This window comes from Streptomyces sp. NPDC126503 (genome assembly GCF_040302405.1).
GTDB lineage: Bacteria > Actinomycetota > Actinomycetes > Streptomycetales > Streptomycetaceae > Streptomyces > Streptomyces gulbargensis.
This window is the reverse complement of record NZ_JBEORS010000008.1, coordinates 40,697-54,548: the sequence shown is the minus strand read 5'-3', so window position 1 is coordinate 54,548 and position 13,852 is coordinate 40,697. Positions and strand designations below refer to the sequence as shown.

11 protein-coding genes are annotated in these 13,852 nt (G+C 68.0%); 4 read left to right on the top strand and 7 right to left on the bottom strand.

Annotation, left to right across the window (positions count from 1 at the left end):
- The first annotated feature begins 18 nt into the window (after positions 1-18).
- The 4 genes from ABTY40_RS13040 (at position 19) to ABTY40_RS13025 (ending at position 2,069) form a co-directional block, all read left to right on the top strand.
- The gene (locus ABTY40_RS13040) at positions 19-459 is read left to right on the top strand and encodes an ATP-binding protein (RefSeq protein ID WP_352059591.1); all 441 of its coding nucleotides are present in this window, start codon (positions 19-21) and stop codon (positions 457-459) included.
- 157 nt (positions 460-616) lie between these two features.
- Complete coding sequence (locus ABTY40_RS13035) at positions 617-1,543, top strand: peptidoglycan-binding protein (protein ID WP_352059590.1); 927 nt, start codon at positions 617-619, stop codon at positions 1,541-1,543.
- A 42-nt stretch (positions 1,544-1,585) separates the two neighbouring features.
- The gene (locus ABTY40_RS13030) at positions 1,586-1,819 is read left to right on the top strand and encodes a hypothetical protein (RefSeq protein ID WP_352059589.1); all 234 of its coding nucleotides are present in this window, start codon (positions 1,586-1,588) and stop codon (positions 1,817-1,819) included.
- Entirely contained in the window at positions 1,806-2,069 is a 264-nt protein-coding gene (locus ABTY40_RS13025) for a hypothetical protein (RefSeq protein ID WP_352059588.1), read from the top strand. Before ABTY40_RS13030 ends, ABTY40_RS13025 begins: the two co-directional genes overlap by 14 nt.
- 73 nt (positions 2,070-2,142) lie before the next feature.
- On the opposite strand, the gene ABTY40_RS13020 is transcribed toward ABTY40_RS13025, so the two are convergent.
- The 7 genes from ABTY40_RS13020 to rplK all read right to left on the bottom strand — a co-directional run bounded on the left by ABTY40_RS13020 (position 2,143) and on the right by rplK (position 13,766).
- Positions 2,143-6,042, bottom strand: a complete 3,900-nt coding sequence (locus ABTY40_RS13020) for a DNA-directed RNA polymerase subunit beta' (RefSeq protein WP_309054877.1) — start codon at positions 6,040-6,042, stop codon at positions 2,143-2,145.
- A gap of 100 nt (positions 6,043-6,142) precedes the next feature.
- Entirely contained in the window at positions 6,143-9,625 is a 3,483-nt protein-coding gene (gene rpoB, locus ABTY40_RS13015) for a DNA-directed RNA polymerase subunit beta (protein ID WP_345278570.1), read from the bottom strand.
- Between the two features lie 538 nt (positions 9,626-10,163).
- On the bottom strand, positions 10,164-10,553 hold the full coding sequence (gene rplL / locus ABTY40_RS13010; RefSeq protein ID WP_345278571.1) for a 50S ribosomal protein L7/L12: 390 nt from the start codon (positions 10,551-10,553) through the stop codon (positions 10,164-10,166).
- Between the two features lie 119 nt (positions 10,554-10,672).
- Positions 10,673-11,203 (bottom strand): 50S ribosomal protein L10, encoded by a 531-nt coding sequence (gene rplJ, locus ABTY40_RS13005; RefSeq protein WP_309054880.1) that lies wholly within the window; start codon positions 11,201-11,203, stop codon positions 10,673-10,675.
- A gap of 252 nt (positions 11,204-11,455) precedes the next feature.
- Positions 11,456-12,376, bottom strand: a complete 921-nt coding sequence (locus ABTY40_RS13000; RefSeq protein WP_352059587.1) for an SCO4651 family lipoprotein — start codon at positions 12,374-12,376, stop codon at positions 11,456-11,458.
- A gap of 144 nt (positions 12,377-12,520) precedes the next feature.
- Positions 12,521-13,249: a 50S ribosomal protein L1 gene (gene rplA / locus ABTY40_RS12995; RefSeq protein ID WP_309054882.1), complete on the bottom strand. Its 729-nt coding sequence runs from the start codon at positions 13,247-13,249 to the stop codon at positions 12,521-12,523.
- An 82-nt stretch (positions 13,250-13,331) separates the two neighbouring features.
- Complete coding sequence (rplK, locus tag ABTY40_RS12990) at positions 13,332-13,766, bottom strand: 50S ribosomal protein L11 (RefSeq protein ID WP_309054883.1); 435 nt, start codon at positions 13,764-13,766, stop codon at positions 13,332-13,334.
- Positions 13,767-13,852: the final 86 nt, after the last annotated feature.

The following is a 13,852-nucleotide window of genomic DNA, read 5'->3' as shown; positions in this document are numbered from 1 at the left end:
CCCGGAAAGGATCCCCGCATGACCCCCGATCCGAACCACCCCTGGGGCCTGGCCGTCGACTACGCCGGCCGCGGCACCGTCACCGAGAACGGCCACGCCGTCGCCGTCCGCCTCTACGACAACACGCTCGGCGGCCCGCTGGAGATCGACCCGGTGACGGGCGAGTACCCGGCGGTGTACGTCAGCGCCCAGGTCAACGAGAACGGCCCGAACGGCGCGTCGCTGCGGGGCTACGGCACCGCCGTGATCCAGCCCGTGGCCGGCAAGCAGGCCGTGCCCGACCCGGAGGCGGTACGGAGCGCGGTCGCCGCCGCGCTCGCCGACTTCGAGGCCCGCCGGGCCGCCTACGCGGAGCTGTGCGCGGCCTGGGCCCCGGCCACCCCGCCGGAGCCGGCGCCCGCCCCGGACCCGGAGCCCGCGCCGACCCCCGAGCCGGCACCGCAGACCCCGGTCGCGTAGGCCCCCGGCCCTCGGCCCGCGGCCCCGGTTCCGTAGCCCACGGCTCACGAAGACCCGCACCCCGCCCCGGCCCGCCACCGCCGCCGGAACGCCCCCCACCTCTCCGCCCGCCCCGCGCCCCGACGGCCGGGGCTTTCGCATGTCCGGAGGACACCAGATGGCCACTCCCCTGCCCGCGGACCGGCTCGCCGCCGCGCTCCGCGCCGAAGGCGTCACCGTCGTCGAGCACCCCGGCTGGCGCACCCACCACCGCAACCAGGCCGGTGCCTGGGGCCCGGTCGCCGGCGTCATGATCCACCACACCGTCTCCAGCGGCACGGCCTCCTCGGTCGAGATGTGCTTCCACGGCTACAAGGGCCTGCCCGGGCCGCTGTGCCACGGAGTGATCGCCAAGGACGGCACCGTCCACCTGGTCGGCTCCGGCCGGGCCAACCACGCCGGCGGCGGCGACCCGTCCGTGCTGAAGGCCGTGGTCAGCGAGACGTACGGCGAGCGCCCGCCCGCGCCCCGCGAGCACCAGGGCAGCGCGCACGCCGTCGACGGGAACGCCCGCTTCTACGGCTTCGAGTGCGTCAACCTCGGCGACGGATCCGACCCGTGGCCGGCCGCCCAGCTCGACGCGATCGAGCGGGTCTCGGCCGCTCTCTGCCGGGCCCACGGCTGGGGCGCGAAGTCCGTCATCGGCCACCTGGAGTGGTCCGACTTGAAGTCCGACCCGAAGGGCTTCGGCATGCCCGGCATGCGCGACCGGGTGCAGAGGCGGCTCGCCAAGGCCCCCGTCAAGAACCCGCCGGCCCCCGTCCCCGGGGCGAAGCCCACCCCTCCCCGCCCCCGCTACCAGCCCTTCCCGGGCACCTCGTTCTTCCGCACGGAGACGAGCTCCCCGATCATCACGGCGATGGGCCGCCGCCTCGTCGCCGAGGGCTGCTCCGCGTACGCGGTCGGCCCCGGCCCCCGCTGGAGCGAGGCCGACCGCCGCTCGTACGCCAGGTGGCAGCACAAGCTCGGCTTCCGCGGCTCCGCCGCCGACGGCATCCCGGGCGCCGCCTCCTGGAACGCCCTGAAGGTGCCGTACACGGCCTGAACCCCCGCGTACCACCCCCGCACAACCCCGAGGAGACCCACGATGACCGATGCCGCCAAGCGCACGGCCCGTACCGTCCTCCAGACCGCCGTCGGCATCGCCGTCGTGCTGCCCGCGATCGTCGACGCCTCCGGCATCCCCGAGACCCTCCCCTGGGTCGCCGGAGCCCTGGCCGTCGCCGGCGCACTCACCCGGGTCATGGCCCTCGACCTGGTCCAGAACCTGCTCCCGGCCTGGCTCCGCCCCACCCCGGGCGGTGCCGATGACCGAGCCTGACCCGAACGATCCCGTCGCCGTCGCCCTGGAGCTGGAACGGCTCCGCGGCACCCTGGAGGCCGGCTTCGCCCGGGTCGACGGCTCGCTCGCCCTGCTCGTGCAGCGCAGCGACCAGACCGACCGGCAGCTCGCCGACCACGAGGCCCGCCTCGACGACCTGGAGCGCGCCCGATGGCCGCTGTCCAGCATCCTCGCGGTGGCCGCCACCATGGGCGTCCTGCTCACGGCCTGGGAACTCGTCGGCCGCTGACCGTCCGGCCCACGGGAACGCCGAAGGGCGGCACCCCGGTCACGGGGTGCCGCCCTTCGGTCAACCGACTCGCTTACTGGTTGTACGGACCGTAGTCGTAGTCCTCCAGCGGAACGGCCTGGCCGGAGCCCGAACCGAACGGCGAGTAGTCGATGTCGTCGTAGCCGACGGCCGAGTACATCGCGGCCTTGGCCTCCTCGGTCGGCTCGACCCGGATGTTGCGGTAGCGGGACAGACCCGTACCGGCCGGGATGAGCTTACCGATGATGACGTTCTCCTTGAGGCCGATGAGGCTGTCGGACTTGGCGTTGATCGCCGCGTCCGTCAGCACTCGGGTCGTCTCCTGGAAGGAGGCGGCCGACAGCCAGGACTCCGTCGCCAGCGAGGCCTTGGTGATACCCATCAGCTGCGGACGGCCGGAGGCGGGGTGACCGCCCTCGGTGACCACACGACGGTTCTCCTGCTCGAACTTCGAGCGCTCGACCAGCTCGCCCGGCAGCAGCTCCGCGTCGCCGGACTCGATGATCGTCACCCGGCGCAGCATCTGCCGGATGATGATCTCGATGTGCTTGTCGTGGATCGACACACCCTGCGAGTTGTAGACCTTCTGGACCTCGCCGACCAGGTGGACCTGGACCGCGCGCTGACCGAGGATCCGCAGCACGTCGTGCGGGTTGGTGGCACCCACGGTCAGCTTCTGGCCGACCTCGACGTGGTCGCCCTCGCCCACGAGCAGACGGGCACGCTTCGAGATCGGGTAGGCCGTCTCGTCGCTGCCGTCGTCCGGGGTGACGACGATCTTCTTGGTCTTCTCGGTCTCCTCGATGCGGACGCGGCCGGCCGCCTCCGAGATCGGGGCGACACCCTTCGGCTGCCGGGCCTCGAAGAGCTCGACGACACGGGGCAGACCCTGGGTGATGTCGTCACCGGCCACACCACCGGTGTGGAAGGTACGCATCGTCAGCTGGGTACCGGGCTCACCGATGGACTGGGCGGCGATGATGCCGACCGCCTCACCGATGTCGACCAGCTTGCCGGTGGCCAGCGAGCGGCCGTAGCAGTAGGCGCAGGTGCCGACGGCGGACTCACAGGTCAGGACCGAGCGGGTCTTGACCTCCTCGACGCCCGCGTTGACGAGGGCGTCGATGAGCACGTCACCCAGGTCGACGTTGGCCGGCGCGATGACCTTGCCGTCCACGACGACGTCCTCGGCGAGCATCCGCGCGTACACGGAGGTCTCGACGTCGTCCGTCTTCCGCAGGACACCGGACTCGTCCTTGGCCGCGATCCGCAGCTTCAGACCGCGCTCGGTGCCGCAGTCCTCCTCGCGGATGATCACGTCCTGCGAGACGTCCACCAGACGACGGGTCAGGTAACCCGAGTCGGCGGTACGCAGGGCGGTGTCGGCCAGACCCTTACGGGCACCGTGCGTCGAGATGAAGTACTCGAGGACGGAGAGGCCCTCACGGAAGGACGCCTTGATCGGACGCGGGATGGTCTCGTTCTTCGCGTTCGACACCAGACCACGCATACCGGCGATCTGCCGCATCTGCATCATGTTTCCTCGGGCACCCGAGTCAACCATCATGAAGATGGGGTTCGTCTTGGGGAAGTTCGCGTTCATCGCCTCGGCGACCTCGTTGGTCGCCTTGGTCCAGATCGCGATGAGCTCCTGGGTCCGCTCCTCCTTGGTGATCAGACCGCGCTCGTACTGCTTCTGGACCTTCTCGTCCTGCGCCTCGTAGCCCTTGACGATCTCCTTCTTCGCCTCGGGAACGACGACGTCGGAGATGGCCACGGTGACACCGGAACGGGTCGCCCAGTAGAAGCCCGCCGCCTTCAGGTTGTCGAGCGTCGCCGCCACGATGACCTTGGGGTAGCGCTCGGCGAGGTCGTTGACGATCTCGGAGAGCTGCTTCTTGCCGACGGAGTAGTCGACGAACGGGTAGTCCTCGGGCAGCAGCTCGTTGAAGAGCGCACGGCCCAGGGTCGTCCGCAGGCGGAACGAGTCACCCTGCTGCCACTGCGGCTCGCCCTCCTCCGCGACCGGGGGAACCCAGCCGCGCGGCGGAACGGTGCCGATCGGGAAGCGGATGTCGATCGGCGACTGCAGCGACAGCTCGCCGGCGTCGAACGCCATGATCGCCTCGGCCGTGGAGCCGAACGCGCGGCCCTCGCCCTTGACGTCCCGCAGCTCGCCGTCGGTGGTGAGGAAGAACAGACCGAGGACCATGTCCTGGGTCGGCATCGTCACCGGACGGCCGTCGGCGGGCTTGAGGATGTTGTTCGAGGACAGCATCAGGATGCGGGCCTCGGCCTGCGCCTCCGCGGAGAGCGGCAGGTGGACGGCCATCTGGTCACCGTCGAAGTCCGCGTTGAACGCGGTGCAGACGAGCGGGTGGATCTGGATGGCCTTGCCCTCGACCAGCTGCGGCTCGAAGGCCTGGATGCCGAGGCGGTGCAGCGTGGGCGCACGGTTCAGCAGAACCGGGTGCTCGGCGATGACCTCTTCGAGGACGTCGTACACGACCGTGCGGCCGCGCTCGACCATGCGCTTGGCCGACTTGATGTTCTGCGCGTGGTTCAGGTCGACCAGGCGCTTCATCACGAACGGCTTGAACAGCTCCAGGGCCATCGCCTTCGGCAGACCGCACTGGTGCAGCTTGAGCTGCGGGCCGACGACGATGACGGAACGCGCGGAGTAGTCCACACGCTTACCGAGCAGGTTCTGACGGAATCGACCCTGCTTACCCTTCAGCATGTCGCTGAGGGACTTCAGCGGACGGTTGCCGGGGCCCGTGACCGGGCGGCCGCGGCGGCCGTTGTCGAAGAGGGCGTCGACCGCCTCCTGGAGCATCCGCTTCTCGTTGTTCACGATGATCTCGGGGGCACCGAGGTCGAGCAGACGCTTCAGACGGTTGTTGCGGTTGATCACACGGCGGTACAGGTCGTTCAGGTCGGAGGTCGCGAAGCGGCCACCGTCCAGCTGCACCATCGGACGCAGGTCCGGCGGGATCACGGGCACGCAGTCGAGAACCATGCCCTTGGGGCTGTTCGCGGTCTGCAGGAACGCGGAGACGACCTTGAGGCGCTTGAGCGCACGGGTCTTCTTCTGGCCCTTGCCGGTACGGATGATCTCGCGGAGCTTCTCCGCCTCCTCCTCCAGGTCGAAGGACTCCAGGCGCTTCTGCAGCGCCGCGGCGCCCATCGAGCCGTCGAAGTACGTGCCGAAGCGGTCACGCAGCTCGCGGTAGAGGAGCTCGTCGCCCTCCAGGTCCTGGACCTTGAGGTTCTTGAAGCGGTTCCAGACCTCGTCGAGGCGGTCGATCTCGCGCTGCGCACGGTCGCGCAGCTGCTTCATCTCACGCTCGGCGCCCTCGCGCACCTTGCGGCGCACGTCGGCCTTGGCGCCCTCGGCCTCCAGCTCGGCCAGGTCGGTCTCGAGCTTCTTGGCACGGGCCTCGAGGTCGGCGTCGCGACGGTTCTCGATCTGCTGGCGCTCGACGGAGACGTGGGCCTCCAGCGACGGCAGGTCACGCGTACGGCGCTCGTCGTCGACGTACGTGATCATGTACGCCGCGAAGTAGATGACCTTCTCCAGGTCCTTCGGGGCGAGGTCGAGCAGGTAGCCCAGACGCGACGGAACGCCCTTGAAGTACCAGATGTGGGTGACGGGAGCGGCGAGCTCGATGTGGCCCATCCGCTCGCGGCGCACCTTCGCGCGGGTGACCTCGACGCCACACCGCTCGCAGATGATGCCCTTGAAGCGGACACGCTTGTACTTGCCGCAGTAGCACTCCCAGTCCCGGGTAGGACCGAAGATCTTCTCGCAGAAGAGTCCGTCCTTCTCGGGCTTGAGCGTGCGGTAGTTGATGGTCTCCGGCTTCTTGACCTCGCCGTGGCTCCACTGACGGATGTCGTCAGCGGTGGCCAGACCGATCCGGAGCTCGTCGAAGAAGTTGACGTCGAGCACTATGCGTCAATCCCTCTCAGGGTTGTAAGGCTGTGGGTCTGATACGGGGGTCCTGGGGCCGGCCGGGGGCTCATTGCTGAGCCCCCGTACCGGACTCCCGTCAGACCTCTTCGACGCTGCTCGGCTCGCGCCGGGACAGGTCGATACCGAGCTCCTCCGCTGCGCGGAAGACGTCCTCATCGGTGTCGCGCATCTCGATGGACATGCCGTCCGAGGACAGCACCTCCACGTTGAGGCACAGGGACTGCATCTCCTTGATGAGCACCTTGAAGGACTCGGGGATGCCGGGCTCAGGGATGTTCTCGCCCTTGACGATGGCCTCGTAGACCTTCACGCGGCCGGTGACGTCGTCGGACTTGATCGTCAGCAGCTCCTGGAGGGCGTAGGCGGCGCCGTATGCCTCCAGCGCCCACACCTCCATCTCACCGAAGCGCTGACCACCGAACTGGGCCTTACCACCCAGCGGCTGCTGGGTGATCATCGAGTACGGACCGGTCGACCGGGCGTGCAGCTTGTCGTCGACCAGGTGGTGGAGCTTGAGGATGTACATGTACCCGACCGAGATCGGGTCCGGGAACGGCTCGCCGGAGCGGCCGTCGAACAGGCGCGCCTTGCCGGTCGGGAGCACCATGCGCTCGCCGTCGCGGTTCGGGATGGTGTGCTGGAGCAGACCCGCGAGCTCGTCCTCACGCGCACCGTCGAAGACCGGGGTGGCGACGTTGGTGCCGGGGGCGACCTTGTCGGCGCCGATGGCCTGGAGGCGCTGCGCCCACTCGTCCGCGAGGCCGGAGACGTCCCAGCCGCGGCTGGCGAGCCAGCCGAGGTGGATCTCCAGGACCTGTCCCGGGTTCATTCGGGACGGGACACCCAGCGGGTTGAGGATGATGTCGACCGGGGTGCCGTCCTCGAGGAAGGGCATGTCCTCGATCGGAAGGATCTTGGAGATGACACCCTTGTTGCCGTGGCGGCCGGCGAGCTTGTCACCGTCGGTGATCTTGCGCTTCTGGGCGACGTAGACGCGGACCAGCTGGTTCACGCCCGGGGGAAGCTCGTCGCCCTCCTCGCGGTCGAAGACGCGGACGCCGATGACCTTGCCGGTCTCGCCGTGCGGGACCTTCAGCGAGGTGTCACGGACCTCACGGGCCTTCTCACCGAAGATCGCGCGGAGCAGGCGCTCCTCCGGGGTCAGCTCGGTCTCACCCTTCGGGGTGACCTTGCCGACCAGGATGTCGCCGGCGACGACCTCGGCACCGATGCGGATGATGCCGCGCTCGTCGAGGTCGGCGAGGACCTCCTCGGAGACGTTCGGGATGTCCCGGGTGATCTCCTCGGGGCCGAGCTTGGTGTCACGGGCGTCGACCTCGTGCTCCTCGATGTGGATCGAGGAGAGGACGTCGTCCTGGACGAGGCGCTGCGACAGGATGATCGCGTCCTCGTAGTTGTGACCCTCCCACGGCATGAACGCGACCAGCAGGTTCTTGCCGAGCGCCATCTCACCGTTCTCGGTGGCGGGGCCGTCGGCGAGGACCTGGCCCTCGATGACCCGGTCGCCCTCGGAGACGACGACCTTCTGGTTGACCGAGGTGCCCTGGTTCGAGCGCGAGAACTTGTGCAGGCGGTACGTGGTGTACGTGCCGTCGTCGTTGGCGACGGTGATGTAGTCCGCGGAGAGCTCCTGGATCACACCGTCCTTCTCGGCCTTGAGCACGTCGCCGGCGTCGGTGGCGCAGCGGTACTCCATGCCGGTGCCGACGAGCGGGGCCTCCGACTTGATGAGCGGGACGGCCTGCCTCATCATGTTCGCGCCCATGAGGGCACGGTTGGCGTCGTCGTGCTCGAGGAAGGGGATCATGGCGGTCGCGACCGACACCATCTGGCGCGGCGAGACGTCCATGTAGTCGACTTCCGACGGCTCGACGTAGTCGACCTCGCCGCCGCGCTTGCGGACCAGGACGCGGTTCTCCGTGAAGCGGAGGTCGTCGTCCAGCGCGGCGTTGGCCTGCGCGATGACGAAGCGGTCCTCCTCGTCGGCGGTGACGTAGTCGACCTCGTCGGTGACCATGCCGTCGACGACCTTGCGGTACGGCGTCTCGATGAAGCCGAACGCGTTGACGCGGCCGTACGAGGCGAGCGAACCGATCAGACCGATGTTCGGGCCTTCGGGGGTCTCGATCGGGCACATGCGTCCGTAGTGGGACGGGTGCACGTCTCGGACCTCGAAGCCGGCCCGCTCACGGGACAGACCACCGGGACCCAGCGCCGAGAGACGACGCTTGTGCGTCAGACCCGACAGCGGGTTGTTCTGGTCCATGAACTGCGACAGCTGGCTGGTGCCGAAGAACTCCTTGATGGAGGCGACGACCGGCCGGATGTTGATCAGGGTCTGCGGCGTGATCGCCTCGACGTCCTGGGTGGTCATGCGCTCGCGGACGACGCGCTCCATCCGGGCCAGACCCGTGCGGACCTGGTTCTGGATGAGCTCGCCGACGTTGCGCAGACGACGGTTGCCGAAGTGGTCGATGTCGTCGGTCTCGACGACGATCTGCTGACCGTTCTCGCCGACCGTCTCGGTCTCGCCCGCGTGGAGCTTCACCAGGTACTTGATCGTGGCGATGATGTCGTCGGTGGTGAGGACACCGGCGTCCAGCGGCTCGTCGGCGCCGAGCTTCTTGTTCACCTTGTAGCGGCCGACCTTCGCGAGGTCGTAGCGCTTCGGGTTGAAGTAGAGGTTCTCGAGCAGCGTCTGAGCGGCCTCGCGCGTCGGCGGCTCGCCCGGACGCAGCTTGCGGTAGATGTCGAGGAGCGCGTCGTCCTGGCCCTGGGTGTGGTCCTTCTCCAGGGTGGCGCGCATGGACTCGTACTCGCCGAACTCCTGCAGGATCTGCTCGGTGGTCCAGCCCAGAGCCTTCAGCAGGACGGTGACGGACTGCTTGCGCTTGCGGTCGATGCGGACACCGACCAGGTCGCGCTTGTCGATCTCCATCTCGAGCCAGGCACCCCGGGACGGGATGATCTTGGCGGAGAAGATGTCCTTGTCGGACGTCTTGTCGATGGAGGAGTCGAAGTAGACACCCGGCGAACGGACCAGCTGCGACACCACGACACGCTCGGTGCCGTTGATGACGAAGGTGCCCTTGTTGGTCATGAGCGGGAAGTCGCCCATGAAGACCGTCTGGGACTTGATCTCGCCGGTCTCGTTGTTGGTGAACTCGGCCGTGACGAAGAGCGGGGCGCCGTACGTGAAGTCACGGTCCTTGCACTCGTCGATCGAGTTCTTCGGCGGCTCGAAGCGGTGGTCGCGGAAGGTCAGCGACATCGACCCGGAGAAGTCCTCGATCGGGGAGATCTCCTCGAAGATCTCCTCCAGGCCGGACTTCGTGGGGACGTCCTGTCCCGACTCAAGGGCAGCCTCGACGCGAGCCTTCCAGGCGGCGTTGCCGAGCAGCCAGTCAAAGCTCTCGGTCTGCAGCGCGAGGAGGTTCGGAACCTCGAGGGGCTCCTTGATCTTTGCAAAGGAGATGCGCAGCGGGGCGGTGCTGGCGCCGTTGTTCGTATTGGTCGAGGCGTTGCGCGAGGCGGCCAAGAGGGGGTCCTTCCGAGGGCTCGGACTCACTACGCGCGTACCGGTCCCCAGCTGCTTCGCCGGCTTGCCTTCCCGAAATGACCAAAGGACCAGGTCAGAGAGGTCGGCCGTCGAAGCGGATGCGAGGGTATGCCCCTGGTGACGGGCAGGGGGCAGCTAACAGGCAGCGCAAAGGGTCAGTGTAGCCACTTGGCCCACTGATGTCCAGGGCGGTTCTTCGCGACCCTCGTTGTTCTCATCTCCGCGGTACCTCGCGCCATGCGGCGCACCTCGATACTGCCCGTTCGGCCGTCGATCCATGCCTCGGATACGGATCGTTGTGACGACGCGTCCTGAGAATTGCGCGCTGCGTGCGGTTCGTCAAGGCCCCCCGGTGTACGGGGCGCACGGCGAAGATCACCATACTCCGCTTCCGGCGGCCCGGACCAACGCCGCCACGCCCTCCCGGGGTACGCCGAAGGGCGACCACCCAGTTGGGTGATCGCCCTTCACGCTGCGAGCGTTACACGCTCAGAGAGTCGCTTGGCGCGACGAGGTCTTACTTGACCTCGACGGAGGCGCCGGCGCCCTCAAGGGCGTCCTTGGCCTTGTCAGCGGCTTCCTTGTTGACCTTCTCGAGGACCGGCTTCGGGGTGCCGTCGACGAGGTCCTTGGCCTCCTTCAGGCCCAGGGAGGTCAGCTCACGCACGACCTTGATGACCTGGATCTTCTTGTCGCCGGCGCCGGTGAGGATGACGTCGAACTCGTCCTTCTCCTCGACGGCCTCGGCGCCACCGGCGCCACCAGCGGCACCCGGGGCGGCAACGGCGACGGCCGCGGCGGCGGTGACGTCGAACTTCTCCTCGAACGCCTTCACGAACTCGGAGAGCTCGATGAGGGTCATCTCCTCGAACTGCGCGAGCAGGTCTTCCTGAGAGAGCTTCGCCATGATGGGCGATCCTTCCACTAAATCGGCAGGTGCCGGATGTACATGTGAGGCGGGCGTACGTTCGGCCCGCTGCGACCCGCTCCGCCTAGGCGGCGGTGCGGATCATTGCGCGAGCCGAATTACTCGGCACCGCCCTGCTCGGCCTGCTTGGCACGGAGCGCGTCCACGGTGCGGACGAGCTTCGACGGCAGCGCCTGGAAGAGCTGAGCAGTCTGGGACTGCTTGCCCTTGAAGGCACCGGCCAGCTTGCTGAGCAGAACCTCGCGGGACTCGAGGTCCGCGAGCTTCTTGATCTCATCGGCGGAGAGCGCCTTACCCTCAAGGACACCGCCCTTGATGATGAGGTTCGGGTTCTCCTTGGCGAAGTCACGCAGCGCCTTCGCCGACTCCACCGGGTCACCGGTGACGAAGGCGACCGCGGTCGGACCAGTGAACTGGTCGTCCAGCGCGGTGATCCCGGCCTGGTTGGCCGCAATCTTGGTCAGCGTGTTCTTCACCACGGCGTACTGGGCGTTCTCACCGAGCGAACGACGCAGCGTCTTGAGCTGCGCCACGGTGAGACCCCGGTACTCGGTCAGCACAGCGGCGTTCGAGCTGCGGAACTGGTCCTCCAGCTCGGCCACCGAGGCAGCCTTGTCGGGCCTTGCCATAAGCGTCGGCCTCCTTCCGGGTGATGGGACCGCGCGGAAGGGGCTGAACAAAACAAAACGCCCCGGGCGCAGGCGCACGGGGCTCAGCTCGACCGGCTCGCGAACGATCCGGGAACTCTTCCACAGTCACCTGCGCGGGTCGCTCGCGTCTCTCAGCGAATCCTTCGGCCTCCGTACCCCTGCGGGCACAGCGACGACCAGCGGTCTTTGGCTTCTGTGGAAGAGTACGTGATGGCCTGGGCCAGGAGCAAATCAGCCCTGGGGCGCCTCGCCGCCGGCCTGGCCGATCTCCTTGAGCATCTTGAAGAGGTCGACCGTCTCGCCGGCCGGCGGGGCCTTGACGGCCGCCTGAGCGCCGTAGTCCGAGTAGTCGGCGCGCAGGGTCATGGAGCCCTGCTTCATCTTCATGCCGATGTCCATCCGGGCCGGGTAGCCGTCGCCGTTGACCCAGACCTCGGTCTCGTAGCCCGTGAGACCGGTCTTCTTCACGTTCGCGATGAGCTTGTCGTAGTCCTCCTTCGGGAGGACCTTGGAGGTCTCGTTGGCCTTCAGCATCTGCTCGAAGGTCAGCGTGCCCTTGTAGTGCTGGGTCTCCATGCCGTTGATCTTCTCGGCCCCGACGTGCTTGAGGTCCGGGGAGTCCAGGAGCAGGGCGAGCTGCTGGGCCGGGTCCTGGTTCATGGACTCCAGGCCGCCGGTCATCTGCTTCTGCAGGTCCTTGTCGCCGGACGCCTCGGCCGCGGCCTTCAGGTCCAGCTTCATCCAGCGCTTGCCGTCCATCTCGGCGGCCTGCTTCGCGCCCATGTCCATGTACATGACGTTGTCGAGCATCAGCATGCGGATCTGCTCGGGGGCCTCGGGGTCCCCGGCGCTCAGCATGGAGCCCTTCATGGTGATGTCCATGACCGCGGGGTCCCAGCCCTGCACGCCGGAGAGCTCGGCGGTCCCGGAGTCGGCGCCGGCGCCCTCCATGGCCATGGTCATCTTGACCTTGGCCGACTTGGCGGCCGAGGTCTTCTCGTACGCGGCCGTGAGGACCTTCGTGACGTCCCCGGGTCCCGCCGCCTTGGCGCCCCCGGCCTTGCTGTCACCGTCCTGACAGCCCGCGGCCCCCGTCACGACGGCCACGGCGGTGAGCGCGACGCCCGCGCGCTTCCAGGAGGACTTGCTCATGGTGTTCCCCACCCCTTGATTCAGGTCTCTGTTCGCCTCGACCGTATCCCACGGTGCCGACAGTGCCGCAACGCGAAAAAGCCGGCCCCCGCGCCCTCCGGAGAGGGGCGGGGGCCGGCTGACCACTCAGCGAGCCGTGAGGGCTCAGACCGCGGCCGGGTCCTCCTCGACGAGGAGGTTGCGGGTGCGGTTCGGGTCGACCGGAATGCCGGGGCCCATCGTGGTGGCGATGGCGGCCTTCTTGATGTAGCGACCCTTGGCGGCGGACGGCTTCAGACGGAGGATCTCCTCCAGGGCCGCGCCGTAGTTCTCCACCAGCTTGGTCTCGTCGAAGGAGACCTTGCCGATGATGAAGTGCAGGTTCGAGTGCTTGTCGACGCGGAACTCGATCTTGCCGCCCTTGATGTCGTTGACAGCCTTGGCGACATCGGGGGTGACGGTGCCGGTCTTGGGGTTCGGCATGAGACCACGCGGGCCGAGGACGCGGCCGAGGCGGCCGACCTTGCCCATGAGGTCCGGGGTGGCCACCACGGCGTCGAACTCGTTCAGGCGGTTGCCCTTCGAGATCTCGTCGATGAGCTCGTCGGAGCCGACGATGTCGGCGCCCGCGGCGATCGCGGCCTCGGCACGGTCACCGGTCGCGAAGACCAGGACCCGGGCGGTCTTACCGGTGCCGTGCGGGAGGTTCACGGTGCCACGGACCATCTGGTCGGCCTTGCGCGGGTCGACACCCAGGCGGAAGGCGACCTCGACGGTGCCGTCGAACTTCGTGGTGGAGGTCTCCTTGGCCAGACGGACGGCCTCGAGCGGGGCGTAGAGCTTCTCCCGGTCGATCTTCGCGTCCGCAGCGCGGAGAGACTTGCTGCGCTTCACTTCTGCTCCTGTGTTCGTTTCAGGTGTGGAGTCGTGGTACGGGCCGGCGCTGGCCCTGCCACTGGGGTGACGAGGGGGGTGATCAGCCCTCGACCGTGATGCCCATGGAACGGGCGGTGCCGGCGATGATCTTCTCGGCGGCGTCCAGGTCGTTGGCGTTCAGGTCGGGCAGCTTGACCGTGGCGATCTCGCGGACCTGGGCGCTCGTGAGCTTCGCGACCTTGGTCTTGTGCGGCTCGCCGGAGCCCTTGTCCACACCCGCGGCCTTGAGGATCAGCTTGGCGGCCGGCGGAGTCTTGGTGATGAAGGTGAAGGAACGGTCCTCGTAGACCGTGATCTCCACCGGCACGACCATGCCACGCTGCGACTCGGTCGCGGCGTTGTAGGCCTTGCAGAACTCCATGATGTTGACGCCGTGCTGACCCAGCGCGGGGCCGACCGGCGGCGCCGGGTTCGCGGCACCGGCGTTGATCTGGAGCTTGATAAGCCCCGTGACCTTCTTCTTCTTGGGAGGCATGTGCTCTCTCCGGGTCCTAGTGAGAGTGTTCAGCCCGCCACCCGGTCATCCGGATGGAGGCATACCGCACAACGATAACGGGTATG

Excerpts from the sequence above, each read along its gene's own strand:
- ABTY40_RS13040 (WP_352059591.1), top strand. The coding sequence starts at position 19 with ATGACCCCCGATCCGAACCACCCCTGGGGCCTGGCCGTCGACTACGCC.
- rplK (WP_309054883.1), bottom strand. The coding sequence starts at position 13,766 with ATGCCTCCCAAGAAGAAGAAGGTCACGGGGCTTATCAAGCTCCAGATC.
- ABTY40_RS13030 (WP_352059589.1), top strand. The coding sequence starts at position 1,586 with ATGACCGATGCCGCCAAGCGCACGGCCCGTACCGTCCTCCAGACCGCC.
- ABTY40_RS13035 (WP_352059590.1), top strand. The coding sequence starts at position 617 with ATGGCCACTCCCCTGCCCGCGGACCGGCTCGCCGCCGCGCTCCGCGCC.
- rplJ (WP_309054880.1), bottom strand. The coding sequence starts at position 11,203 with ATGGCAAGGCCCGACAAGGCTGCCTCGGTGGCCGAGCTGGAGGACCAG.
- ABTY40_RS13000 (WP_352059587.1), bottom strand. The coding sequence starts at position 12,376 with ATGAGCAAGTCCTCCTGGAAGCGCGCGGGCGTCGCGCTCACCGCCGTG.
- ABTY40_RS13025 (WP_352059588.1), top strand. The coding sequence starts at position 1,806 with ATGACCGAGCCTGACCCGAACGATCCCGTCGCCGTCGCCCTGGAGCTG.
- rplL (WP_345278571.1), bottom strand. The coding sequence starts at position 10,553 with ATGGCGAAGCTCTCTCAGGAAGACCTGCTCGCGCAGTTCGAGGAGATG.